Here is a 21,500-nt window from a genome sequence, read left to right as displayed (position 1 = left end):
CATTGCTATAATTTAATATGATAATCGTCATGTATATGAATAGTAAAAAATAGAAGGCGTTTTGAAAATAGTTTTGACACTTTGTGGTAGGGCATTCGTGGTATTTATAATATACAGTCAAGTGACAGTTTTACTATTTGACCAATTCTATTTAATCAAATTTTATTTTTCATTTTAAAAAACCCCATTAACCGACCTATGAGCTGCGCCAATACCAATGAACCCATGGCAAAAATTATCACCAAAAACAATTGATACATTGTAATAAATTCCAATGAAAGCACATTAGAAATTGGGGCTATAAGAGTAATACCAAATGTTAAAAATAGTGATACAGCTATTGCTCCCCATACCCAGAAGTTGGTAGTGACCTCATTTCTCCAAAAAGATTCGGTATGTCGTGGTAGATTAAAAACATTGAATAATTGTGCCATTACCAAAGTGTAAAAAGCCATATTATTTATGATGTTTTCTGATAAATTCAACACATAATGGGTATACATAACCATACCTAAAACTGCTACACTTATACACATTCCAAATAAAACAATTGAATTCCAGTCGCTTTTACCAATAATAGGTGCTTTTGGGTTTTTTGGTGGCCTTTGCATTATATCAACTTCCCCTTTTCCAAGACCTAGCGCCAAGGCAGGGAAAACATCGGTTATTAAATTGAGAAACAAAATTTGCATCGGCAGCAAAGGAGATGGCAAATTGGAAAATGCGGCGATGCCAACAGAAAGAATCTCAGCCAAATTACAAGATAGGAGATAAACCACGAACTGTCTAATATTTTCAAGAATTACCCTACCCTGTTTAATGGCCAATTCTATAGCTGTAAACTTATCGTTTTTTAAAATTACATCGGCCGCTTCTCTGGCCGCCTCTGTACCTCGAATACCCATTGCAATACCAATATCAGCTTTTTTTAATGCCGGTACGTCGTTAATGCCATCACCGATCATACCTACAATATGATTATTTTTTTGGTAGAATGTAACAAGATCTAATTTCTGCTTTGGCGAAACACGTGCAAATACCGAAGCGTTGGCAATTTTTTGAGATTCTTTAGAGTCTAGAGGCCCTATAAATTTAATATTCTGGGCTATTAGTACTTTATCTGGTTCAGCATTTATTTGCAACAAACCAATTTCCTCTGCAATTTTTTTGGAGGTCCCGGGGTGGTCACCAGTAGCCATAACCACTTTTATTCCAGCTTTTTTATAAACATCAATAGTTGCCATAACGTCGCTACGTGCAGGATCAAGAAACCCCATAACACCTAAAAAAGTAAGTCCGTCGGCAATCGTTTCTGAGGTCGGAAGTTGGTTCACTTCTTTAAAAGCAAAAGCCAAAGTACGTAGTCCATGATCAGCGAGAGTATTCACCTTAGTATGCCATTCACTTTTTGTTTTAAAAGGTGAAATTTCTTTTTCATCCATTATATAATCGCAATGAGGTATAAGAGCTTCAAATGCCCCTTTTACGTATACTTTGATGATCTTACCGTTTTTATGTGCAGTAGCCATAAATTTTCTGGTAGCATCAAAAGGTAATTCCAATTCTTCTGGATTAGTATTTTTTATAGTTACAGGGTCATAGCCTAAATACGCAACAAATTCTAGTAATGCCCGTTCAATTGAGTCGCCTTGACCGTCAATTACAGTGCCCAGGTTTTCATTATTACACAGAACACTAGCGAAAATAATATTTTCAAAAATTGGAAGTTCTTTTATTGCCATTGAAGTATCTGTCATAGATACATCATCTAAAGACTTATTGCCAAAAAGTATGGTATGTACTTTCATACGATCTTCGGTTAGAGTACCTGTCTTATCCGTACAGATAATATCAGTAGCTCCCAGGGTCTGTACAGCTTCCATTTTTTTAATAATAACCTGTCTTTTAGATAATCTCAACATACCTTGTGCCAAGGCTATAGTAGCAACAATGGGCAAACCTTCTGGTATTGCCGCTACACCTAACGCCACACCGGTTTCTATCATTAATAAAATATCCTTTCCCCTAAAATAACCTGCAATAATAACCACGAGTGCAAAAAATAAAGTGAGCCAAATGAGCCATTTGCTTAAATGGTTTAGCTTTTTCTCTAATGGAGTATGCTCTTGCGATGCATCAATACCTAGTTGTTGTATATGACCTAATTGGGTGAATTTTGCCGTAGAGGTAACAATTGCCTTTCCTAACCCAGAAGTTACCATGGTGCCTCTAAAAACCATATTATGTTGATCGGTAATTGGCGAATCTCCCTTTAATACCTTAACCACTTTGCGTATTGGTACGCTCTCACCAGTTAAGGCAGATTCTTTGACCAATAGATTATCAATTGTAATTAAACGGGCATCGGCAGGCACAATGTCACCTGCTCGCAATAAAATAATATCACCGGGCACTATCTCCATCCCTTTAATATGAACCCTTTTTCCTGATCTAATAGCATGTATTTTAGATTGACCCATTTTACGAAGTGCTTCTAAAGATCGAATAGCCCTTAGTTCCATAAAAAAACCAATACCAGCTGAAATAATTATAACGACAAGAATAGCAATACCCTCTAAGACATCACTAAAAATGAAGGCTAGAATTGCTGCAGCGATAAGGATATACAGAATAGGATTTAAAAACTGATCAACTAGTATACGCCATCTTTTTTTAGGAGCATCTTTTGGAATTTGGTTTGGGCCATATTTGTTCAAAAGATTTTGAATCTGTTTTTCTCCTAGTCCAGATTGAATATTGCTTTCTAAAATAGTTACCACCTTATCAATAGACAGAGCAAACGGTTTTTGGACCATTAATATATTTTTAAAATGAAATCAAAAGGCTGTAAATTATAATACCCTCTAAACCTTATCTACCAACTAATGAGTTAAATAGGTTAAGGTTTAAAGGGTATTATAAGTGGGGTTAAAATTATCTTTAAGACAATTTTTAAGCAATAAGAACCTTTTTAGGCGGTACTTTTTTCGCTTCTTCTTTTTTAGCTAGGTTAAAGCTTAAAATACCATCATTGTACTTTGCTTTAATAGCTTCTTGTTTAATACTATCGGGTAGCTGCAATGACCGCTCAAAAGCGTTATAACTAAACTCTCTACGTGTGTAATTATCATCTGTTTCTTCTTCTGAAGTCGACTTTTCAGCCTTAATGTTCAAACACCCGTCATCAATGGTAACCTCAAAGTCTTTTTTGCTAAAGCCCGGAGCAGCAAGTTCAATTTCAAAATTATCATCTGTTTCTTTAATGTTCAGAGCAGGCTCTGATCTTTTACCGTTCCAAAAATTATCAGGCATCATATTTCTTACCCATTGGCGATTGTCAAAAAAATCGTCCATGTCAAAAAAGTCTTGTGTAATCAAGTTTCCGAAAGGTCTTCTCTTAAATTTTACTAGTGACATATTAATTTGTTTTAAGGTTATACATTTAATTATATACCAAAAATACACTCCGCCTTAAGGGTTTAAAATGATGTAGGTCAGTCAGTATTTTTTTTTTGTAAGGTTACTTCTAAAACCCAACTATATTTTATGTAAAACTATGTATAGAACAAAGGTTCTTTACATCGAACAATACTACATCAAGTGATTAAATTTTATAGTTCAGTATAGCGTACTTCCATTATGTTATGATAAATATCATTTACATAAGCCTTTAATTTCTATAGATTTAAGCTAACAAACAACTATTTAAAACATCGTAAACAACAAGAAAATAATAGTTTAAATACACCTATGTGGAAATTTAAAAATTTTAATATTGCAGATTGGTTTTCATTTTATAGGGTAGCAGCAATACCTATCTTAATACTTCTTTTATGGTTCAATGAAAGAAAACTGTTTACTTGGTTTCTACTCGTAAGTTATAGTACCGATGCTATTGATGGGTATTTAGCCAGAAAACTAAAAATTACGAGTGAGAGAGGTTCACAATTAGATTCGATAGGAGATCAGTTAACATTTATCATGGGTTTAATTGGTCTGTTAGTCTTTGAAGTTAATTTCATTAAAGAGAATGTAGTATTAATACTAATCGCTTTTATACCTTATTTACTACAAATGATTATTGCATTTGTTAAATATGGCAAGGCAACTGCGTTTCATACTTATTTAGCAAAAATATCTGCTGTTGTACAAGCTGTATTTATAATTTGGTTTTTATTTTTTGGTCCGGTTTACTGGCTATTCTATTGTATGATCGTTATCGGACTTTTAGAAACCATTGAAGAAATTACCCTCATTTTTATGTATGATACTTGGGTGGCAGATGTAAAAAGTTTTCTTTTTGCTTTAAATGACGAAAGAAGAATAAAAGATACAAAAACACCTTAGCAATAAACCATAACATGCGATCCTATTCTTTATTTTCTATTGTTCTTTTATGTTTGGTCATATTAGGTATTGATATTTTGGCGTTCTACTGGTTACTTTCAATAACAAGGCCAATTGAATCGGTAGGTTTAAAAACCCTTATATATATTCTTTTCTGGATTTTTACCATTGGTTTAATTACCGCTATTCTACTTCTAAAAATAAAACTAGACCTAGTTTCTCCAGAACGTCAACAATTAATAATATCAAAATTATATGGTTTAACGGTTTCTTCATTCATACCCAAATTCATTTTCGTAATCGTTATTAGTCTACTCTACTTTTCTAATTTTATGTTTTCTCAAGAAACCTCATTAATTGTTATACCTGCTATAGGTCTTTTTTCAGGATTTCTACCTTTTTTCATCATCCTTTATGCCATTTTTAGTGCGGTATACCGTTTTAAGGTCCATCATATCAATTTAAAATTAGAAACCTTACCTCAGCAGTTTAATGGTGTACGCATAGTTCACATATCTGATCTTCATCTAGGTAGTTTTAATTACAAGTATCATATTTTAGAACGTGCCATTAAAAAAATAAATGACCTTCATCCAGATTTAATTTTCTTTACAGGAGATTTAGTAAATAATTTTTCTTGGGAACTTAGAGGGTGGGACACGGTACTAAAAAAACTAAAGGCTAAAGATGGAAAATTTGCTGTGTTAGGAAATCACGATTATGGCGATTATAGTCAATGGGCATCGCCAAAAGAGAAGCGAGCAAATTTTAATGAGATACAGCAATTTTATAAAAAAACAGACTTTACACTTTTACGAAACGAAGCAAAATTCATAGAAAAAACTAATACGTCTTTATCTATTATTGGTGTTGAAAATTGGGGCAATCCAGAATTTAAAAAATATGGAGATCTGGAAAAGGCAATGGAAAATGTAGAAGAATCTACCTTCAAAATACTACTGTCTCATGACCCTACCCATTGGTCAGAAGAAGTTGCCCACCATACCAATATTGCCTTAACACTATCAGGACATACACATGGTATGCAAGCAGGAATCAACTTTAGAACAAAAAAGTGGAGCCCTATTAAGTATAAGTACAAACATTGGGCAGGTTTATACAAAGAAAATAATCAATATCTATATGTAACTCGTGGATTGGGATGGATGGGTTTTCCTGGTAGGTTGGGTATGAGACCCGAAATAACCCTTATCGAATTATATAAAAAGTGATAGTTCGTGCCATCTTTTTTTATCAACGAGAATGATTATACAGAAAAGAATTCTTTTACTAGTTTGAAACTTAAAAAATTTAATTTCAAAAATAATATTTCACAGTCTTATCTAAATCAAGCCATACTCAATTTCATGCCGATAAATTTCTATAAAAAAAATTTAAGGTGTTCTTTTAGCCATATCAAGCCAATAACTAATACCCGCAGTAAAATAGAATGTGCTTTCTAAATCTTCAGAAATAACTGAATCTTCAGTTGTAATAGTAGCACTACTTTGAGGTATTGCTAGAATTGGATTCAATGAAAAAATGAATTGCTTATGATAATATTGTAGTGGAAGGCTAAGTTCTAAATTTAAAATATTGAATTTAGTCGCTTCTGAGATTTCAACCGTAGTTGCTGAATTTAAATTTGTTGCTCCCATACCTTGACCAGAGCCTCTACGATTACCCAACCTGCTTGTATTATAATACACCTCATAAAAGTTTTGAGATCCTGCATAAAGGCTTATTGTAGGATTTATTAAAAAATTATGATCATTGACGTAAAAAATACGGTTAACCATTAGCCCAGTAAAAAAGTCAGTCGTATCGCCATCATTAAAAAAGATATTGGTCATAACAGTTGCTTCAAGTATTTTCAGATTATAACTTAAAAATCCAGAAATGTCGCCCAGCACCGCAGATTTTACATTATAACTTTCTTTATTAAAAAAATATGCGGTAGCAGAAATTCTTCCACTTAATTGAAGGTCGCTAAAAGTATATCCTAAACTGGGCATAAATAGGTCAACTCTATTATCTTCTGACCCAACTAAATAAGATGCTGAAATATCAACAAAGAAGCCCGATGCATCATAATAACCTAGAGATGGATAAATATAAGGTGCCGCTATTGAATCTCTCCTTCCCATAAATACAGCATCGTTGATATAGCTAATATCCATCAAAAAAAATGATTCAATATCGTTATAGATTTCCTCAGCCAATTCTCTATTATTCTGAGCTATTAAAATTATGGGCAAACCATAGAACAACAAAAAAGAGAGAATTTTAACGTTCATGATAAATTAGTGTTAGTGTATTAAAATGTCTTTATTGACCTGATTTTTTACCCTTCTTTATGGTCTTAGGTTTCTTTACGCCAGATTTAATCGTATTTCTATTGATCATCTTATTTTTTTGAACCATCATTTTACGATGTTGATAAAGATTTTTGAACATAGCACCGTTCATATTCAAACATTCCCCTTCTTTAAGGCGCAGTTGTTCTCGCTTTTCATTTTGATAAGATCCATCTGGGTTTACTATGATACCGTCACCAAGATTTATTTGATTTTGAATTCGATTTTGTTCCCTGTTTCTTATTTGATAGGTTTCACCATCAATCTTCATTATTTGATATCTATTTTGGTTACGCTCGTTAATCTGAGCTTGATTTAACCCCGTATTTTCTCGCTTAACCTTATATCTATATTGGTATTCATTTCTATACTTGATACCATCATTATCTAGGCATTCACCATTTTTTAAAACTAATCTCTCGCGGTCTTTAGTTACATACGAACCGTCTGGGTTGACGACTGTACCATCATTTAAAATGATAGGTTCTTGCAAACGAATTTGATCACGATCTCGAATTTGAAGTACATCGCCATCTACCATCATGAGCCGGTCTTGATCACGATCTTGTACTTGATCCTGGGCAATGTTTATACTTGTTCCCAACATTATAAATAGTAGTAATAAGAATAAATTTTTCATTGTTTTAGTTTTAATAAATTTCTTTAACAAATGTATTTTATCAAACAAAACATCGAAATGATTCAAGTCATTATAGCTCAATTAAATATAAAAATACAACTGTGTTTTACAGCCTATAATTTGCTTGAAAAAACTGTATAGCTGTCCTTTAAAAAATTTATATTTTAGTTAAGAAATAACATAGCTACACCTCTTTTCCTTTAAGCATTTTGTGCCAATATAAATATGGGAGTATATATTTTTTAAGAATCCAAAGTCGCCAATGTTCTTTTGAAGAATCTCTAATAAGCATTCGCTTTAACTTAGGATCTGGAGTAAATTTTTTCGTATAATCAAATTCGGCCAACACCATTTTTCCATACCCGGTAACAAAAGGGCATGAAGAATACCCATCGTACTTTTTAGAGCTTAAATTGTTATTACTTATCAACGACAAAATATTTTGTACCACAACAGGGGCCTGTTTACGTATTGCTGCACCGGTCTTAGATGTAGGCACATTGGTTACATCGCCTAAACCGAATATGTTCAAATATTTAGTATGTTGTAAGGTATATTGATTAACATCCATCCATCCAGAGGAATCTGCAAGTGTTGAATTTATTATGAAGTCTGGAGCAGTATTTGGTGGTACAAGGTGTAACATGTTGTATTTTATACCTATTAAACCATTCTCTTTTAAAATATCTAGCGTTACCGGATTATGCTCTTTCGATTGCGGACTTACCAAAAACCAAGCTATTTGTTTCTTACTTTCTATTTTTTTTAATTCGTAAGAAAATTTAATATGTATACCTTTTTTATCTATTACTTTAATTAAGGTATCGGCAATTTCAGGAACCGAAAATATAGCATCGCCCGAGGTTGCAAAAACAACTTTAGTCTTTTTCTTAACACCCATTTTTTTAAAATGGTCATCTGCCAAGTACATTATCTTTTGTGGTGCACCACCACACTTGTAGGGCTTAGGTGGTTGTGTAAACAATGCCGTACCACCTTTAAAGTTTTTAATAACTTGCCACGTATGGTTTGGGTTTGTATAGTTACTACATACCACCCCTTTATCAATCGCCTCTGATAAACCTTCTACTAAACTGGTATCTAACTTAAGACCAGGGGCTACAATTAAATATTCATAGACCAAATTTCTGTCAGATTTTAAACCAACGGAATTGTTCTTAGGGTCTATAGAGTTGACACTATCTTTGATCCAATCGGCATTTGCCGGAATTACTTCTGCCATTGGTCTTTTAGTATCATTATAGTTATAAGTACCGGCACCTACCAAAGTCCAAGCGGGTTGGTACCAATGATCTTCAGATGGTTCTATAATACCTACCTGTAACTTAGGGTTTTTACGTAATAAGCTACTAGCTGTCATTAAACCGGCCGTGCCACCCCCGATAATCAATATTTGGTACCTTGTTTTCATTTTGCTTGATTTTAAATTAAAGCATTGTAGTAGGTTCACGATAATCGGATAATTTAAATTTACCCAGTTCTTTTATTGCTTTTAAACCTCCTTTAATATCTATTAAGTTATTATACCCCAATGATTTTAGAATTGACACAAAAACCATTGAACGATATCCGCTTCGACAGTGAACATAGTATGTATTGCTCTTATCAATCTTGGTCATACTATCATTTAAATAGTCAAGTGGAGCATTAATGGCTCCCTCAATATGTTCACTATTGTATTCACTTGCCCTACGTACATCTAATATATGTACATCGGTATCTATCATTTTATGTGCAAGTTCTTTTACTTCAATAGTTGGTATTGTACTCGTTTTTTTACCTGCTTTTTTCCAAGCATCTATGCCACCTTTTAAATATCCTAAGGTGTTATCAAAACCTATTCGAGCCAAGCGAGTTGCCACTTCTTCTTCCCTATCCTTTTCCGCAACTATCAATATTGGTTTTTTAACATCTACAATAGTTGTTCCTACCCAGTTGGCAAAACTTCCGTCAATACCTATATTATACGAATCTGGAATATATTCTTTAGCAAAAACCTGAGCTTCTCTAGTATCGATAATCACAGCAGACTTTTCTTTCCATAATAATTCAAATTCATCAACTGATAATGGTTTAGTGCCTTTTTTGATAACTTCGTCAATACTTTCGTAACCCTGTATATTTAACATCACATTTTGAGGAAAATAACCTGGTGGCGGTGTTAAACCTGTGAGAATGGCATCAATAAAATCTTCTTTGCCCATATCTTCTCTTAAAGCATAATTGGTCTTTTTTTGATGGCCTAAAGTATCGGTTGTTTCATCGCTCATCATTTTACCACAAGCACTACCGGCACCATGGCCAGGATATACGATTATATCGTCTGGTAAGGGCATAATTTTATTACGTAACGAATCATACAAGTGCCCTGCCAATTTTTCTTGGGTAAGCTCAGCAATGACCTTTTGCGCTAAATCAGGTCTACCAACATCACCAATAAACAACGTATCGCCAGTAAAAAGAGATGTCTCTTTACCGTTTTCATCAATTAACAAATAACAACTACTTTCCATAGTATGACCAGGAGTATGGATCAATCTAATCTTTGAATTACCCAACTTAAATTCTTGCCCATCTTTACCAACAATAATGTTATAGGTCGTTTTCATGCTTGTTGGTCCATATACGATGTCTGCGCCTGTTTTGTCTGCCAAATCAATATGACCTGAAACAAAATCTGCATGAAAGTGAGTTTCAAAAACATATTTAATTTTTGCCTTGCGTTCTTTTGCCAATTTAATATAAGGTTCAACTTCACGTAATGGGTCTATTATGGCAGCTTCACCGTTACTTTCTATATAATATGCACCCTGCGCCAAACAGCCTGTATAAATTTGTTCTACTTTCATGACTTATAGTAATTTTAGTTAGCATTGAATTAGAGTACAACAAACTTGTAAACCCCAAAATATTCTAGAATACAAATCTGAAAAACAGCACTTTAAAACGAAATGACCTGCGTCAGTACTATCTAAATACAGAAAAAAGTACGGTCTAAAATTGAAGCATTCTGCTCGAAAAAATTATAATAGATATACTGATCACAAAAGGTATAGTTGTCTCATTTAATGAGTAAGTAAGATTAGGATAAATCAAATTATACTAACCGACAAACAAAACAAAAGGTAGAAGCGTCAACATTATAATTTGAAATACGCTATTGATTTTCAGTGCTTTTTAAAAGAATAAACTCGCTAATATTAGACCTATCAATGGCCCCAATAATTTCACCGTTTTCGGTAACCGGAAAGAAATTGTTTTTTTCTTTTTGCATACGCTCCAAAACCTCTGTAATTGGGGTATTTGCATCAATAAAACCAACTGACCTATCTAAAATATCACCCACCAAAAGAGTTCTTGATCTTGCATTTTCTATAATTTGTTTCTGGTTTAGCACACCCTCTATTCGTTGGTTGTCAAAAACCACAAAATCTTTTTCAGTACTAGATAAAACCAGCTCTATGACCTCATCGATTTTTGTAGCCAAATTCAATAAGGTAATATTGGTCAGCGTTGCTTCTTTAGCAGTATGCCCCTCTAATATAGCATACTGTTTTACCATTTGATTTTCACCATAGGCACCAAAAAAAATAAAAAAGGCTATCAATACTAAAAACGGACTAAACAATAATCCGACAATAAAAAACAAAGTGGCCAACCCTTGTGCAATACCCGAAGCTATACTGGTAGCTTCAACACGACTTAATCTAAAAGATAAAAGTGCCCTGAGTACGCGACCACCATCCATTGGAAAAGCAGGTATTAAATTAAAGATTACCAATATTAGGTTTGCAATTAATAGGTAAAACAAAAAATTTTGAAACGTAGGTTGGTAAAGTTGTTCATCAATAAGAACGGTATCAAAGTTAAAGTAGCTACGTAAAGGAATAAACAAGGCCAATAAGAGAACAATAATTAAATTGACCGCGGGTCCTGCTAACGCTATTAATAATTCTTGTTTTGGTTTTTTTGATATTTTATCTAATGTAGCCACCCCTCCTATAGGTAATAATATAATGGACTTTGTTTTTATATTGTACATTCTCGCCATTAGGGCATGACCTAGTTCATGTAGCACTACACAAGCCATTAGAACCAAAATTAATCCTTGGCTGGTAATAACTTTTTCAAGATTACCGCTATTTTCAAACTCTACCAATCCGATCCATATTAGTAACAAGGCGAACGTCCAATGTATTTCAATTTTTATACCTAAAACCTTACCTAATTCCAAGAACCCCTTCATACAGAAAATTTTTATGAAATTATTTCGTAAGCATTTGTTTAACAATGACTTTGGTCATTTACAAATTTTCACTTAACTACTATATTTGATGCTATCATAGCAATAAAAAGGACTAAAGATGAAAAAGATAATTACCCTTACCGTCAATCCCGCCATTGATAAAAGTACTACAGTAGCAGGTATAAAACCGAATAGTAAATTGCGCTGTGCCGCACCCATTTTTGAAGCTGGTGGTGGTGGAATTAATATTTCTCGTGTAATAAACGAACTAGGGGGTACATCTTTCTGTATGTATATGGCTGGAGGCCCAACCGGGACACAAATGCATGATTTACTGGTTGATTTAGAAATTGCGCAACAGGTAATACCAATTGCTGGCTGGTTGCGTGAAAATCTATCAGTAACCGATACAACGAACAACCAACAGTTTAGATTTGGCATGCCTGGTCCTTTAGTGAATGAGTACGAATGGAAAAATTCATTAAGGCAGGTAGAGTCGGTACTTGCGCCTGGTGATTTTTTAATAGCCAGTGGAAGCCTTTGCCCAGGTATGCCAAAAGATTATTTTGCCCAGGTCTCAAAAATAGCCCAAAAGGAAAAAGCAAAGTTTATTCTTGACACCTCGGGTGAAGCGCTTATACAAGGTGCGCAAGCAGGCACTTATTTATTAAAGCCCAATTTAGGCGAACTGGCAACGCTTTGCGGCGTAAAGAGCATTTCTTTTTTAGATGTAGAAGAGGTCGCCAAAGAGTTTATTAGAAATAATACTTGTGAGATATTGGTAATCTCATTAGGCTCGCAAGGTGCTATTATGGTCACCAATGAAGAAGTCGAATATATTGCGGCCCCTATAGTGCATCAAAAAAGCACCATTGGTGCAGGAGATAGTATGGTAGCAGGTATGGTCTATGCCCTGGCACAAGGCAAACCTTTTACCGAAGTGGTAAAATTCGGTGTAGCCTGTGGCACAGCCGCTACCATGACAGAAGGTACACAACTGTGTAAAAAAAATGATGTGGAAGAATTGAATTCATGGATCATGTCTAACACAACTACTAAGAAAGATTTGAGCGTAAATGCTTAAGGCTACAAAACCGTTGAAACATCATATTATGGATTATTACTTTTTAACTAAACTAAAGAATTCAACATTTGCCAATGCAGTACTACTAACAAAAGAAGCGCTACAAAAGGAGGGTTTTGGTGTACTTACTGAAATAGATATGAAAGCAACTCTTAAAAATAAATTAGATGTAGACTTTCATAATTACAAAATACTAGGTGCATGCAACCCCTCTTTGGCTTATGAAGCATTAAAGGCAGAAGACAAAATTGGAACCATGCTACCCTGCAATGTTATTTTGCAAGAAAAGGAGCAGAACACCATAGAGATTGCCGCAGTAGACCCGGCAGCGTCTATGAAAGCCGTAAATAACGAATCTTTAATTAAAATAGCCGAAACCGTACGCAAAAAACTGAGAACAGTAATAGAGAATATTTCTGTATGATCTATCTAAGTTCAAATGCTCGACAGCTACTAAAAGCGCGTTATTTACGCCAAACAGATGGAATAGAAACACCGGACGATCTTTTCAAAAGAGTTGCTAGACATATAGTGACCGTAGAAAATGAGAATAATGATTTATGGTTTGATAGATTCTATAAGGTAATGCGTAATCTTGAATTTTTACCAAATAGTCCGACACTTATGAACGCAGGTTTACCAAATGGTCAGCTAAGCGCTTGTTTTGTACTCCCAGTTGAAGATAATCTTAATACCATATTCACAACTCTTAAAAATGCTGCTTTAATTCATCATAATGGCGGTGGTACAGGCTATAATTTTTCGAAAATTAGACCTAAAGATGATTTTATTTCATCATCTGAAGGCTCTTCTGCCGGTCCTGTTTCTTTTATGAAAATATATAATACTGCCACCGAGTATGTCAAACAAGCGGGCAAACGACGTGGTGCAAATATGGGTATCTTAAATATAAACCATTCTGATATTGAAGAATTTATTTCCTCTAAATCTGATTTACAAAGTTTACAGAACTTCAATATTTCTGTGGGTATTACCAATGATTTTATGCACGCACTTGAAGAAGACAAAGATTGGTCATTGGTAAACCCACGTACAAATAAGATTTCAAAAACCTTGAGTGCCAAAAAACTCTGGGACTCAATAATAGAACAAGCCTTAAAAACAGGAGATCCAGGGCTAATTTTTTTAGATACGATTAATCAAAACAATCCACTGAAAAAACTAGGTAAGATACAAAGTACCAACCCTTGTGGAGAAGTACCGTTGTTCAATTACGAGAGTTGCAACCTGGGCTCTATTAACTTAAAAAAAATGATTCTACAGAATTCAACCCACATTGAAATAGATTGGAAAAAGCTTGAAAGAACCATTATAATTGCTATTAGGTTTTTAGACAATGTTATAAGTTGTAATTACTTTGTATTACCAAACATAGAAGAAATAACCCTATCTAATCGAAAAATAGGTTTGGGCGTTATGGGGTGGGCAGAACTTTTGATTTTGCTAGATATACCTTATGCTTCCAATAAAGCTGTAGAACTTGCTGAAACTGTTATGAAGTTTATTCATGAAAAAAGTTACAATGCCTCACAATCATTAGCAAAGAAAAGAGGTTGTTTTCCTTCATGGAAACAAAGTAGTTTTGCCCCTCATATGATTTTGCGCAATGCCACTTGTAATAGTATAGCCCCAACCGGTAGCATCTCAATAATTGCCAATACCTCTTACGCTATTGAGCCGCTTTATGCACTTGCGTTCAAAAGAACCGGTATACTAGAGAATAATACCCAAATGGAGATAAATACAACATTCATTGACAAAATGAAATCTTTGGGGTTATGGTCAGAACAACTACGTTCTGAAATTATAGAAAAGGGTAGTATACAACATGTAAAAAATATACCAAAACACATAAAAAACCTTTTTAAAACAAGTCTAGAAATTTCATGGAAGTATCATTTATTACATCAAAGTGCTTTTCAAAGATATACAGATAATGCTGTATCAAAAACGATAAACCTACCGAATACCACTACGTTTAAAGAGGTATCTGAAATCTACAAAACTGCTTGGAATTATAATTTAAAAGGGATTACTATTTACCGTAATGGCAGCAGAGACAATCAGGTTTTACAACTATGCGGATTCAATAAGGAAGATGTATGCAGTTAAATAAAACTATACCCAAGAACGAACGTGATACTATTCAAAAAATACCGAAACAATTTCTTTTTGTAATTACTTTTCTTATATCCTTTCATGTAACAAATGCTCAACATAATTACAGCAGTGATTTTTATGAAAAAGGCGGGAAAATCTTCTCATTAGGGTTTGAGCATGTATCTGGTTTTGATTCTTCTTTAGAATGCTATTCACTAAGAGCCGGCTACGGTTCAATGTTATTGAAAAATTTGACCATTTCTAGTTTTGTAGACCTCTCAAAAACCAATGGTTTTCAAGTAGTAGGAACTTCTGAAAATTCAGCAAAAATTAAACAAGAAAATTTTGGACTTGGCACTTCTTTTCTTCTAAGGTGGTATTCTTTACATTTAGGAAAAATGAAAATATTCATTGATGTGGGCGGCGGTATACTTTATACTTTTGAAAGATTTCCCAATCAGGGTACCAAACTTAATTTTACTGCAAGACCAGGTTTAGGTTTAGCCATACATTTTAACGAAAACAAACAAATAGTTTTAGGTATAAACAGATTTCATTTGTCTAACGGGCTTGGCTACAATCATCCAACTAATCCAGCTTTTGATGGGTTAGGGTTATTCGCATCTTTGGTTTTACGAAAAAAATAACCAGCCTGACCAAAATCATTTAATAAGCTAGTTAATAAAACTAATTTATTGGTTGTTAGCGTAAGAATTAAAATTCAAAGAAATGAATCCATCAATTAATATTTGTCAAAGTTGTGGAATGCCAATGCATCACTTAATAGATTTTGGAACCAATAAAGATAGTACCGTAAACACAGACTACTGCCGATTCTGTTTTGTAAAAGGAAAATTTGTGGACCACGGTATTACACTTGAACAGAAAATAGAACAGAATATCGCTTTTGCAGAAAAAAGAGGAATGCGAAGAGAAGATGCTACTATTATGGCACATAGCACCCTTCCAAATCTCAGAAGGTGGAAAGGTCTAAAACCTATTGAATAGTAAAATTTCAACAGCAATATATTTTGTCATTTAAATCTTTTAGCTGTATAATATTTTCATAGCCTTTAGTTTAAATTTTTAAATACGATGCTCTTCTATTTTCAACGTTTAGGGTCTTAAATATTCTTTATACTGTTTTAATCCTTGGTTGACCATTTGCATAGCACCCGCGCTGGTCATTGTTGCTCCAGATATTCCGTCAATAATAACACCATCATCAATTCTACGGTCCAAGTTTTTTTGCATTACAAACGTATCATCATCTAAATTTGTAATTGAGCCTATAAATTCATTCTCAAAAGAAGGCTGGGTCATTGCTGACCCATACCCATCGCTTTCGGCAAAATGATCAAATGCTATATTTTTAATTTCCAATGTATTTGTATCCAATAAAACTATCGCCCAGATTGGACCACCAAAACCTAGACCTTGTACGGGCAAAATTACATTGTTCGTATTCTTAACTTCAAAAATCGGAAAAGAGGTTGCCTTTTCTCGCTTAGTCATTTTATTGTAAAGTACTACAGATTGCGACATATCAATACTAGTAATAACATTACTTACGTCTATCTTTTTAAAATTAAAAACATCATCAACTGTTAAGGAGTCTGAAAAAACAATACCGATAAATTCACCGAAATCATTTATTACGGAAGGAACAGGCGTAATTGATTTTTCTTGTGTTACACCAGTATTGCCTATTTGTTTTATAGCAGGTGTTTGATCTTTACAGTTAAGCAAGAGAAAGCCAAGCAGCAACATAGTTATTTTAGTTCTCATTTCGTGAAGCTTTTAATTAGGTAATTCATAAAACATAGCAGTTTTATATTCAAAGAGCATTGTCTTCTGAAGACAAAAAATAATTATAATGCATTCTAATAAAGCTGTTCTTACGCTACTTGTATTCTATTTTACGTATCTCCCAGCCATCACCTTCGCTACGTAATGCAACCAAATTACCCACTAATCGCTTTGCCATTATGGGTGGTAATTTATATCGTCTTTTGGTCATTTGAATATTATGTCGTCTTTCAAAATATTCTTCAATCTCGCCAGAAGTATCCACTAGTACATCAAAGAATTTAAAATCATAAATTTTCAATTTAAATTCATTTTCACCTTTATAGGCTTTATCAAATAAAACGCCTGTACTATAACCATCTTTAAAAGGATAAATATTTAAAAATTGTGGTTCTATAATAACTTTCCCTGCAGTATCCATAAAGCCTACAACAGTAATACCGTCCTCTACAATTTCACTAATTAAGCATCTACCTTCTTTAAACATAGGGTAACGCACACCCGATAAATCTAATTTTGTTATATCTGCATTTTTATCCCAATAGATATCATCCCTAAAAGGAATTACCAAATCTCCCATTTCGTTAATAAAGCCCCATTGTTCTCCCCTTCTTATAGCTGCCAAACCTTCACTAAAAGGGGCAATTTCATCAATATCCTTTAAATCTTGAGCGCTTATTGTAACCGGTAGCGAGACGATTACTATTAAAACTGTCAGTATAAAATATTTCATGATAATTGGGTTTTATGTTTTTTCAAAAATATTTAGCTATGGCGTATTTAAAAATGATGCTGGTCATGTGAACATAGTTTTTGATTTAAAATGAATCGGCATTACAGAATAGGCTGACTTACATCATTGTAAGGTGCCAACTTACAAACTAGTTTCATCTACAAGTTTTAAATTAAAAATGATGAAAAAAACAGGCTATATTTTAATGATTGTTCTATTGACAGCTTGCTCTTCTACAAGATTTATAGATAGTTGGAAAAACAAGGAAATTACGGTCTTCAAACCCGAAAAAATGTTGGTTATAGGTATGACAAATAACTTAACGGCGCGTAAAATTTTTGAGGAAGAATTGAAAGATGCCCTATATCATAGAGGTATTAATGCGGTTGAAAGTACTAGAGAGATCGGCAGGTCATTTACCGATTCACAAAAAAATCTATCAGAAATAGACACCCTTAAAAAAGAACTGTTGAACAAGGGCTATGACGCTATTGCAATTACCGCAGTTGTTGGTATAGATGACAAACAAGATTATAGTTCTGGCTATTATACTATTGGAAATAATTGGTATCGATTTGGTCGTTACTACTACCGTTTTCAAAATGTATACTACACACCTGAATACTACTCAAATTATAAAATTTTTCATATCGAAACTTCCATTTACAATTTAAAGACCGATGATGACGAATCATTAGTTTGGGTGGGCACATTTGATATCGTTGATCCAAATAACATAACTTCTATTATTGAAGATTATGTTAAAAGAATAATGCTACAACTGGAAAAAGAAGGTATTATTAAATGATTAATCACCTCATTTCCAAATAAAATAATACTTCATTGATTATTAAAATATCTGATACTTTATTTGGCAGTAAATGATAAATTAGAGACTAATCTAAATTTGTAGTAAACTGAAAGAATTAGATATTAGTTTACTATTAATTTGTACTAATTTACTACTACTGCCAATTTGATATTAATTTTAAAACATCATATTTAAGTAGATCATACTTTTTAAATCTTTAGGCAAATTGTCTCTCAAATCTTCCATTTCACCCAAAGAAATATATTTTCTTAGATAAATAAAGGTTGTGTCTACATAGCGTTCAGCCACCTCGTTGTTATATTCAAAATCATTAGTTGCTGCCGGATAATCATGAGAACGAACCAAATCTAAGAAATCTTCCATTTTTTTTATTTTGGGCTTATTCTTCTTTACCGCCCAACCATTAACATAGACCGCTTTTACAAACATTGGTAATTGAGATATAAACTGCAATGACTCTTCCATTGGTATTATGTCTCTAAGTGCATGCATAATTGCTGTAAAAATTCTACCTGCTTTATCTGTATCATTTGCCATATTCATTTCTTTGGCATAGTCCTTTATAAAAGTATTACCCTCTGCTGCATATTTATTAAAATTAAGTGCCATAGTAGTTTGTTTTTATGATGAGCCATAAATTTTAAAATATTAATCAGGTACTGAAATGACACAAGTCATTTTAAGAAAAGAACGACATTAATATTTTTGAACATAACCAAAAAATAAATTTATGACCGTCAATTTCCAATACCTTCATATGCCTGAAAGCAACTCGCTAAGTGAAATAGTCACCCGAAATCTTCAAAAACTTCAACACAAATATCAGTTTATCATTCGTGCCGAGGTTTTTTTCAAATTGGGAAACAGTACAGATGGCAATGATAAAATCTGTGAAATACAAATTAGTGCACCAGGACCTAGATTATTTGCAAAATCTAACGAAAACAACTTTGAAAAATCAGCTGCCAATACTATAAAAGATCTAGACCGGCAATTAAGAAAACGCAAAGAGAAATTTGAACAAAGTAAAAAAGCCATATAACATGAAAAAAATATTAGTCCCGGTAGATTTTTCGAAACACTCTGAATATGCATTACATGTTGCAGCGATAATAGCAAAAAAAATACAAGCAGAAATTATCGTTTTGCATATGATGGGCATTTCTGAGGCAGTTCTTTCAAAAGATGAAGACCAAGAATATGAAGAAGCCAAATATTACATGGATCTTGCTAGAAAACGTTTTAAACCCTTTTTGAACAAACCTTATCTGGAGCAAATAAAAGTAAGAGAAATTATTCAAAATTATAAAGATTTTAAGGAATTGAACACGGTGGCCCAAGAACAGCATATTGACTTTATTGTAATGGGCTCACATGGCACCAGTGGTCTAAGCGATGCTTTTGTTGGATCAAACACAGAAAAAGTAGTAAGATCAGCAGATGTTCCCGTTCTTGTCATTAAAACACCAAATTCCGGATTTAAAATTGAAAACATATTATTTGCATGCGACTTTACAGAAAGTTCCATTTTACCCTATAAAAATGTAAGGGAGTTTGCAGCTAGTTTTTCTGCAAAATTAAATCTAATCTATATTAATACCCCTTATTACGATTTTAGCAGTAATACAGAAATTGAAGAACGCATATCAAAATTCTTTTATAAGTCAAATACAATTGAGCAAGAGGTTACCATCTATAACGATTATAGCGTAGAGCATGGCCTTATGAATTATTCTAAAAAAGGAAACTTTGATATAATCGCCATACCTACAAGAGGCAGAAAACCTTTTGCCCATTTTCTTTTAGGAAGTAGAAGCATTGGAGAAGATATAGCCAACCATGCAAATTTACCTGTCTTGACCTTGAAATCTAAATAGCTAAAAAACCATATCAAGTAAAAAATTAGCTAAATCCACATTCTATTTTAATAACAAATCGATTCTTTTTAAAATCTTTTTTTCCGACTCATTTTTTTTCAACAACGAATTGGCAATGGCTTTGGAAGTTTTCTTAATCAATGATTTGACTTTTTTAGTAAAGACCTGTGGATTTTTTTCATAGAATTCTCTAAACTCTTCAAAACATTCATCACTTGTTTTTTCATATTCTAAAAGCCAATCAAAAATAATTTCTATTTGATCTACTAAATCTGTTCCATTGCTATCTTTAGAATTATCCATTTTTCGCCAATACTTTCTTACCATTTCTTCAACTTTATCCCATTCTTTTAAATAAACACTACCATCGCAAATGGCAACCGCATAAAACAAATTGCCCAAGCTTTTATATAGCTCATTCTTTATTTCATATGTGTAGTTCATTTTCTCTAGATTTTAGTTGAATCTTTTAAAAATATGATGCATTTGTAAAACCACCAATGATTAAAATCATAGTAATTGCTTGTAATCAAAAGTATTTTTCGTTGAATAAAAAGTAAGACCGATGAAGAATATTTTGATCCCAACAGATTTTTCCAAAAACTCAAAGAATGCCATACGTTATGCACTTGACCTATTCAAAGAATCCCCATGCCAGTTTTACTTACTATATATCAACATTGAAGCTTCAAAATTCACAGAAAAACCTATCTATGAGTTTGGTACAAATATTCTGGTAGAACTAGAACCTAAAGCCATAAATAAAAAATTAAAAGACTTGGAAAAATTCATCATGGCAATTTCCTCAAAAAAAGAACATCATCATTTTACATCAATTTGCGAGCAAGGTTATTTTTTATCCTCCATTAAAAGACATATTGAAGAAAAAAAAATTGAGCTCATAATAATGGGAACCAAAGGCGCTTCTGAAATTAAAGAGTTTTTCAGTGGTAGTCGTTCTGGCGATGTAATTACAAATGTAGAATGTGATACACTAGTAGTTCCAGAAAATGCAAAGTTCAAAGACTTTGAACAGGTAGTATTACCAATTGATTTTGAAATTGCCTATGACGATACCACCTTATTTAAAATTTCAAAATATATAACTTCAAAGAGTACACATATTAATTTACTATATGTTACCAAATCAAAAATTCCACTTTTAGAGGAGATTGAAGTACTTCAAAAACAATTTGCAAAGCGTCTCTCTTTAAAAATACCTAACAATATCAACTTTCACAGGGTCGTGTCTAAAAAGATAGAACATGGAATTCAATCATTCTCAGAAAGCCTGAATGCCGATCTTATAATAATGATTTCAAAAGATTATAATCTATTGCAAACATTATTTCTAGATACTACGGTAGAAGAAGTTAGTTTTAAAACAAGCATTCCGCTACTGTCGCTTCAAGAATAAACATTCTAAATGTTCT

Annotated in this window: 22 protein-coding genes; 11 read left to right on the top strand and 11 right to left on the bottom strand. The window is 33.2% G+C overall.

What is annotated here, in order from left to right:
- Window positions 1-155 precede the first annotated feature (155 nt).
- Both DFQ03_RS06380 and DFQ03_RS06375 read right to left on the bottom strand, forming a co-directional pair.
- Complete coding sequence (locus DFQ03_RS06380; protein WP_133672334.1) at window positions 156-2,816, bottom strand: cation-translocating P-type ATPase; 2,661 nt, start codon at window positions 2,814-2,816, stop codon at window positions 156-158.
- A 136-nt stretch (window positions 2,817-2,952) separates the two neighbouring features.
- A complete protein-coding gene (locus DFQ03_RS06375; protein ID WP_133672333.1) occupies window positions 2,953-3,417 on the bottom strand; it encodes an Hsp20/alpha crystallin family protein in 465 nt (154 codons plus the stop codon).
- 333 nt (window positions 3,418-3,750) lie between these two features.
- Between DFQ03_RS06375 and DFQ03_RS06370 the strand changes: the two genes are divergently transcribed.
- Both DFQ03_RS06370 and DFQ03_RS06365 read left to right on the top strand, forming a co-directional pair.
- Window positions 3,751-4,347: a CDP-alcohol phosphatidyltransferase family protein gene (locus DFQ03_RS06370; protein ID WP_133672332.1), complete on the top strand. Its 597-nt coding sequence runs from the start codon at window positions 3,751-3,753 to the stop codon at window positions 4,345-4,347.
- Window positions 4,348-4,361: 14 nt separating this feature from the next.
- Window positions 4,362-5,579 (top strand): metallophosphoesterase, encoded by a 1,218-nt coding sequence (locus DFQ03_RS06365; protein WP_133672331.1) that lies wholly within the window; start codon window positions 4,362-4,364, stop codon window positions 5,577-5,579.
- Between the two features lie 162 nt (window positions 5,580-5,741).
- On the opposite strand, the gene DFQ03_RS06360 is transcribed toward DFQ03_RS06365, so the two are convergent.
- From DFQ03_RS06360 to DFQ03_RS06340, 5 genes are all read right to left on the bottom strand, one after another.
- Complete coding sequence (locus DFQ03_RS06360; RefSeq protein ID WP_243834437.1) at window positions 5,742-6,644, bottom strand: hypothetical protein; 903 nt, start codon at window positions 6,642-6,644, stop codon at window positions 5,742-5,744.
- A 31-nt stretch (window positions 6,645-6,675) separates the two neighbouring features.
- Window positions 6,676-7,344 (bottom strand): DUF6799 domain-containing protein, encoded by a 669-nt coding sequence (locus DFQ03_RS06355; protein WP_133672330.1) that lies wholly within the window; start codon window positions 7,342-7,344, stop codon window positions 6,676-6,678.
- A 184-nt stretch (window positions 7,345-7,528) separates the two neighbouring features.
- On the bottom strand, window positions 7,529-8,776 hold the full coding sequence (locus DFQ03_RS06350; RefSeq protein ID WP_133672329.1) for an NAD(P)/FAD-dependent oxidoreductase: 1,248 nt from the start codon (window positions 8,774-8,776) through the stop codon (window positions 7,529-7,531).
- A 16-nt stretch (window positions 8,777-8,792) separates the two neighbouring features.
- A complete protein-coding gene (locus tag DFQ03_RS06345) occupies window positions 8,793-10,214 on the bottom strand; it encodes an MBL fold metallo-hydrolase (protein WP_133672328.1) in 1,422 nt (473 codons plus the stop codon).
- A gap of 308 nt (window positions 10,215-10,522) precedes the next feature.
- Entirely contained in the window at window positions 10,523-11,611 is a 1,089-nt protein-coding gene (locus DFQ03_RS06340) for a site-2 protease family protein (RefSeq protein WP_133672327.1), read from the bottom strand.
- Between the two features lie 118 nt (window positions 11,612-11,729).
- On the opposite strand from DFQ03_RS06340, the gene DFQ03_RS06335 reads away from it, so the two are divergent.
- The 5 genes from DFQ03_RS06335 to DFQ03_RS06315 all read left to right on the top strand — a co-directional run bounded on the left by DFQ03_RS06335 (window position 11,730) and on the right by DFQ03_RS06315 (window position 15,824).
- Window positions 11,730-12,695 carry a 1-phosphofructokinase family hexose kinase gene (locus DFQ03_RS06335; RefSeq protein WP_133672326.1) on the top strand — a complete coding sequence of 322 codons (966 nt, stop codon included), beginning with the start codon at window positions 11,730-11,732 and terminating at the stop codon, window positions 12,693-12,695.
- Window positions 12,696-12,723: 28 nt separating this feature from the next.
- The gene (locus tag DFQ03_RS06330) at window positions 12,724-13,119 is read left to right on the top strand and encodes a DUF302 domain-containing protein (protein ID WP_133672325.1); all 396 of its coding nucleotides are present in this window, start codon (window positions 12,724-12,726) and stop codon (window positions 13,117-13,119) included.
- Window positions 13,116-14,828, top strand: coding sequence for an adenosylcobalamin-dependent ribonucleoside-diphosphate reductase (locus DFQ03_RS06325; RefSeq protein ID WP_243834436.1), 1,713 nt, complete (start codon window positions 13,116-13,118; stop codon window positions 14,826-14,828). Before DFQ03_RS06330 ends, DFQ03_RS06325 begins: the two co-directional genes overlap by 4 nt.
- Window positions 14,819-15,463 (top strand): acyloxyacyl hydrolase, encoded by a 645-nt coding sequence (locus tag DFQ03_RS06320; protein ID WP_133672324.1) that lies wholly within the window; start codon window positions 14,819-14,821, stop codon window positions 15,461-15,463. Before DFQ03_RS06325 ends, DFQ03_RS06320 begins: the two co-directional genes overlap by 10 nt.
- 82 nt (window positions 15,464-15,545) lie before the next feature.
- A complete protein-coding gene (locus DFQ03_RS06315) occupies window positions 15,546-15,824 on the top strand; it encodes a zinc ribbon domain-containing protein (protein WP_133672323.1) in 279 nt (92 codons plus the stop codon).
- A gap of 108 nt (window positions 15,825-15,932) precedes the next feature.
- Here DFQ03_RS06315 and DFQ03_RS06310 read toward each other — a convergent pair whose 3' ends face one another.
- Together DFQ03_RS06310 and DFQ03_RS06305 are read right to left on the bottom strand one after the other, a co-directional pair.
- On the bottom strand, window positions 15,933-16,604 hold the full coding sequence (locus DFQ03_RS06310; RefSeq protein ID WP_133672322.1) for an FMN-binding protein: 672 nt from the start codon (window positions 16,602-16,604) through the stop codon (window positions 15,933-15,935).
- 115 nt (window positions 16,605-16,719) lie between these two features.
- Window positions 16,720-17,358: a WG repeat-containing protein gene (locus DFQ03_RS06305; protein WP_133672321.1), complete on the bottom strand. Its 639-nt coding sequence runs from the start codon at window positions 17,356-17,358 to the stop codon at window positions 16,720-16,722.
- A gap of 178 nt (window positions 17,359-17,536) precedes the next feature.
- Between DFQ03_RS06305 and DFQ03_RS06300 the strand changes: the two genes are divergently transcribed.
- Window positions 17,537-18,166 carry a hypothetical protein gene (locus DFQ03_RS06300; RefSeq protein ID WP_133672320.1) on the top strand — a complete coding sequence of 210 codons (630 nt, stop codon included), beginning with the start codon at window positions 17,537-17,539 and terminating at the stop codon, window positions 18,164-18,166.
- A 180-nt stretch (window positions 18,167-18,346) separates the two neighbouring features.
- Here the strand turns inward: DFQ03_RS06300 and DFQ03_RS06295 are convergent, their stop codons facing one another.
- Window positions 18,347-18,799, bottom strand: coding sequence for a DUF2267 domain-containing protein (locus DFQ03_RS06295; protein WP_133672319.1), 453 nt, complete (start codon window positions 18,797-18,799; stop codon window positions 18,347-18,349).
- Window positions 18,800-18,920: 121 nt separating this feature from the next.
- Here DFQ03_RS06295 and DFQ03_RS06290 point away from each other — a divergent pair, with 121 nt between their 5' ends.
- Complete coding sequence (locus tag DFQ03_RS06290; RefSeq protein WP_133672318.1) at window positions 18,921-19,232, top strand: HPF/RaiA family ribosome-associated protein; 312 nt, start codon at window positions 18,921-18,923, stop codon at window positions 19,230-19,232.
- 1 nt (window position 19,233) lies between these two features.
- The gene (locus tag DFQ03_RS06285) at window positions 19,234-20,067 is read left to right on the top strand and encodes a universal stress protein (protein WP_133672317.1); all 834 of its coding nucleotides are present in this window, start codon (window positions 19,234-19,236) and stop codon (window positions 20,065-20,067) included.
- 42 nt (window positions 20,068-20,109) lie between these two features.
- On the opposite strand, the gene DFQ03_RS06280 is transcribed toward DFQ03_RS06285, so the two are convergent.
- Window positions 20,110-20,511: a hypothetical protein gene (locus tag DFQ03_RS06280; RefSeq protein WP_133672316.1), complete on the bottom strand. Its 402-nt coding sequence runs from the start codon at window positions 20,509-20,511 to the stop codon at window positions 20,110-20,112.
- A gap of 121 nt (window positions 20,512-20,632) precedes the next feature.
- Here DFQ03_RS06280 and DFQ03_RS06275 point away from each other — a divergent pair, with 121 nt between their 5' ends.
- Window positions 20,633-21,484 carry a universal stress protein gene (locus tag DFQ03_RS06275; RefSeq protein ID WP_133672315.1) on the top strand — a complete coding sequence of 284 codons (852 nt, stop codon included), beginning with the start codon at window positions 20,633-20,635 and terminating at the stop codon, window positions 21,482-21,484.
- Window positions 21,485-21,500 lie beyond the last annotated feature (16 nt).

The sequence above is a fragment of the Maribacter caenipelagi genome (assembly GCF_004364175.1).
Classification (GTDB): domain Bacteria; phylum Bacteroidota; class Bacteroidia; order Flavobacteriales; family Flavobacteriaceae; genus Maribacter; species Maribacter caenipelagi.
The sequence above is the reverse complement of the archived record's forward strand: the minus strand, read 5'-3'. Positions and strand labels throughout refer to the sequence as shown.

Coding starts and splice junctions, on each gene's coding strand:
- DFQ03_RS06280 (WP_133672316.1), bottom strand. CDS start 20,511: ATGAACTACACATATGAAATAAAGAATGAGCTATATAAAAGCTTGGGC.
- DFQ03_RS06380 (WP_133672334.1), bottom strand. CDS start 2,816: ATGGTCCAAAAACCGTTTGCTCTGTCTATTGATAAGGTGGTAACTATT.
- DFQ03_RS06330 (WP_133672325.1), top strand. CDS start 12,724: ATGGATTATTACTTTTTAACTAAACTAAAGAATTCAACATTTGCCAAT.
- DFQ03_RS06370 (WP_133672332.1), top strand. CDS start 3,751: ATGTGGAAATTTAAAAATTTTAATATTGCAGATTGGTTTTCATTTTAT.
- DFQ03_RS06345 (WP_133672328.1), bottom strand. CDS start 10,214: ATGAAAGTAGAACAAATTTATACAGGCTGTTTGGCGCAGGGTGCATAT.
- DFQ03_RS06275 (WP_133672315.1), top strand. CDS start 20,633: ATGAAGAATATTTTGATCCCAACAGATTTTTCCAAAAACTCAAAGAAT.
- DFQ03_RS06365 (WP_133672331.1), top strand. CDS start 4,362: ATGCGATCCTATTCTTTATTTTCTATTGTTCTTTTATGTTTGGTCATA.
- DFQ03_RS06300 (WP_133672320.1), top strand. CDS start 17,537: ATGATGAAAAAAACAGGCTATATTTTAATGATTGTTCTATTGACAGCT.
- DFQ03_RS06310 (WP_133672322.1), bottom strand. CDS start 16,604: ATGAGAACTAAAATAACTATGTTGCTGCTTGGCTTTCTCTTGCTTAAC.
- DFQ03_RS06320 (WP_133672324.1), top strand. CDS start 14,819: ATGCAGTTAAATAAAACTATACCCAAGAACGAACGTGATACTATTCAA.
- DFQ03_RS06355 (WP_133672330.1), bottom strand. CDS start 7,344: ATGAAAAATTTATTCTTATTACTACTATTTATAATGTTGGGAACAAGT.
- DFQ03_RS06315 (WP_133672323.1), top strand. CDS start 15,546: ATGAATCCATCAATTAATATTTGTCAAAGTTGTGGAATGCCAATGCAT.
- DFQ03_RS06285 (WP_133672317.1), top strand. CDS start 19,234: ATGAAAAAAATATTAGTCCCGGTAGATTTTTCGAAACACTCTGAATAT.
- DFQ03_RS06375 (WP_133672333.1), bottom strand. CDS start 3,417: ATGTCACTAGTAAAATTTAAGAGAAGACCTTTCGGAAACTTGATTACA.
- DFQ03_RS06290 (WP_133672318.1), top strand. CDS start 18,921: ATGACCGTCAATTTCCAATACCTTCATATGCCTGAAAGCAACTCGCTA.
- DFQ03_RS06360 (WP_243834437.1), bottom strand. CDS start 6,644: ATGAACGTTAAAATTCTCTCTTTTTTGTTGTTCTATGGTTTGCCCATA.
- DFQ03_RS06335 (WP_133672326.1), top strand. CDS start 11,730: ATGAAAAAGATAATTACCCTTACCGTCAATCCCGCCATTGATAAAAGT.
- DFQ03_RS06305 (WP_133672321.1), bottom strand. CDS start 17,358: ATGAAATATTTTATACTGACAGTTTTAATAGTAATCGTCTCGCTACCG.
- DFQ03_RS06325 (WP_243834436.1), top strand. CDS start 13,116: ATGATCTATCTAAGTTCAAATGCTCGACAGCTACTAAAAGCGCGTTAT.
- DFQ03_RS06350 (WP_133672329.1), bottom strand. CDS start 8,776: ATGAAAACAAGGTACCAAATATTGATTATCGGGGGTGGCACGGCCGGT.
- DFQ03_RS06295 (WP_133672319.1), bottom strand. CDS start 18,799: ATGGCACTTAATTTTAATAAATATGCAGCAGAGGGTAATACTTTTATA.
- DFQ03_RS06340 (WP_133672327.1), bottom strand. CDS start 11,611: ATGAAGGGGTTCTTGGAATTAGGTAAGGTTTTAGGTATAAAAATTGAA.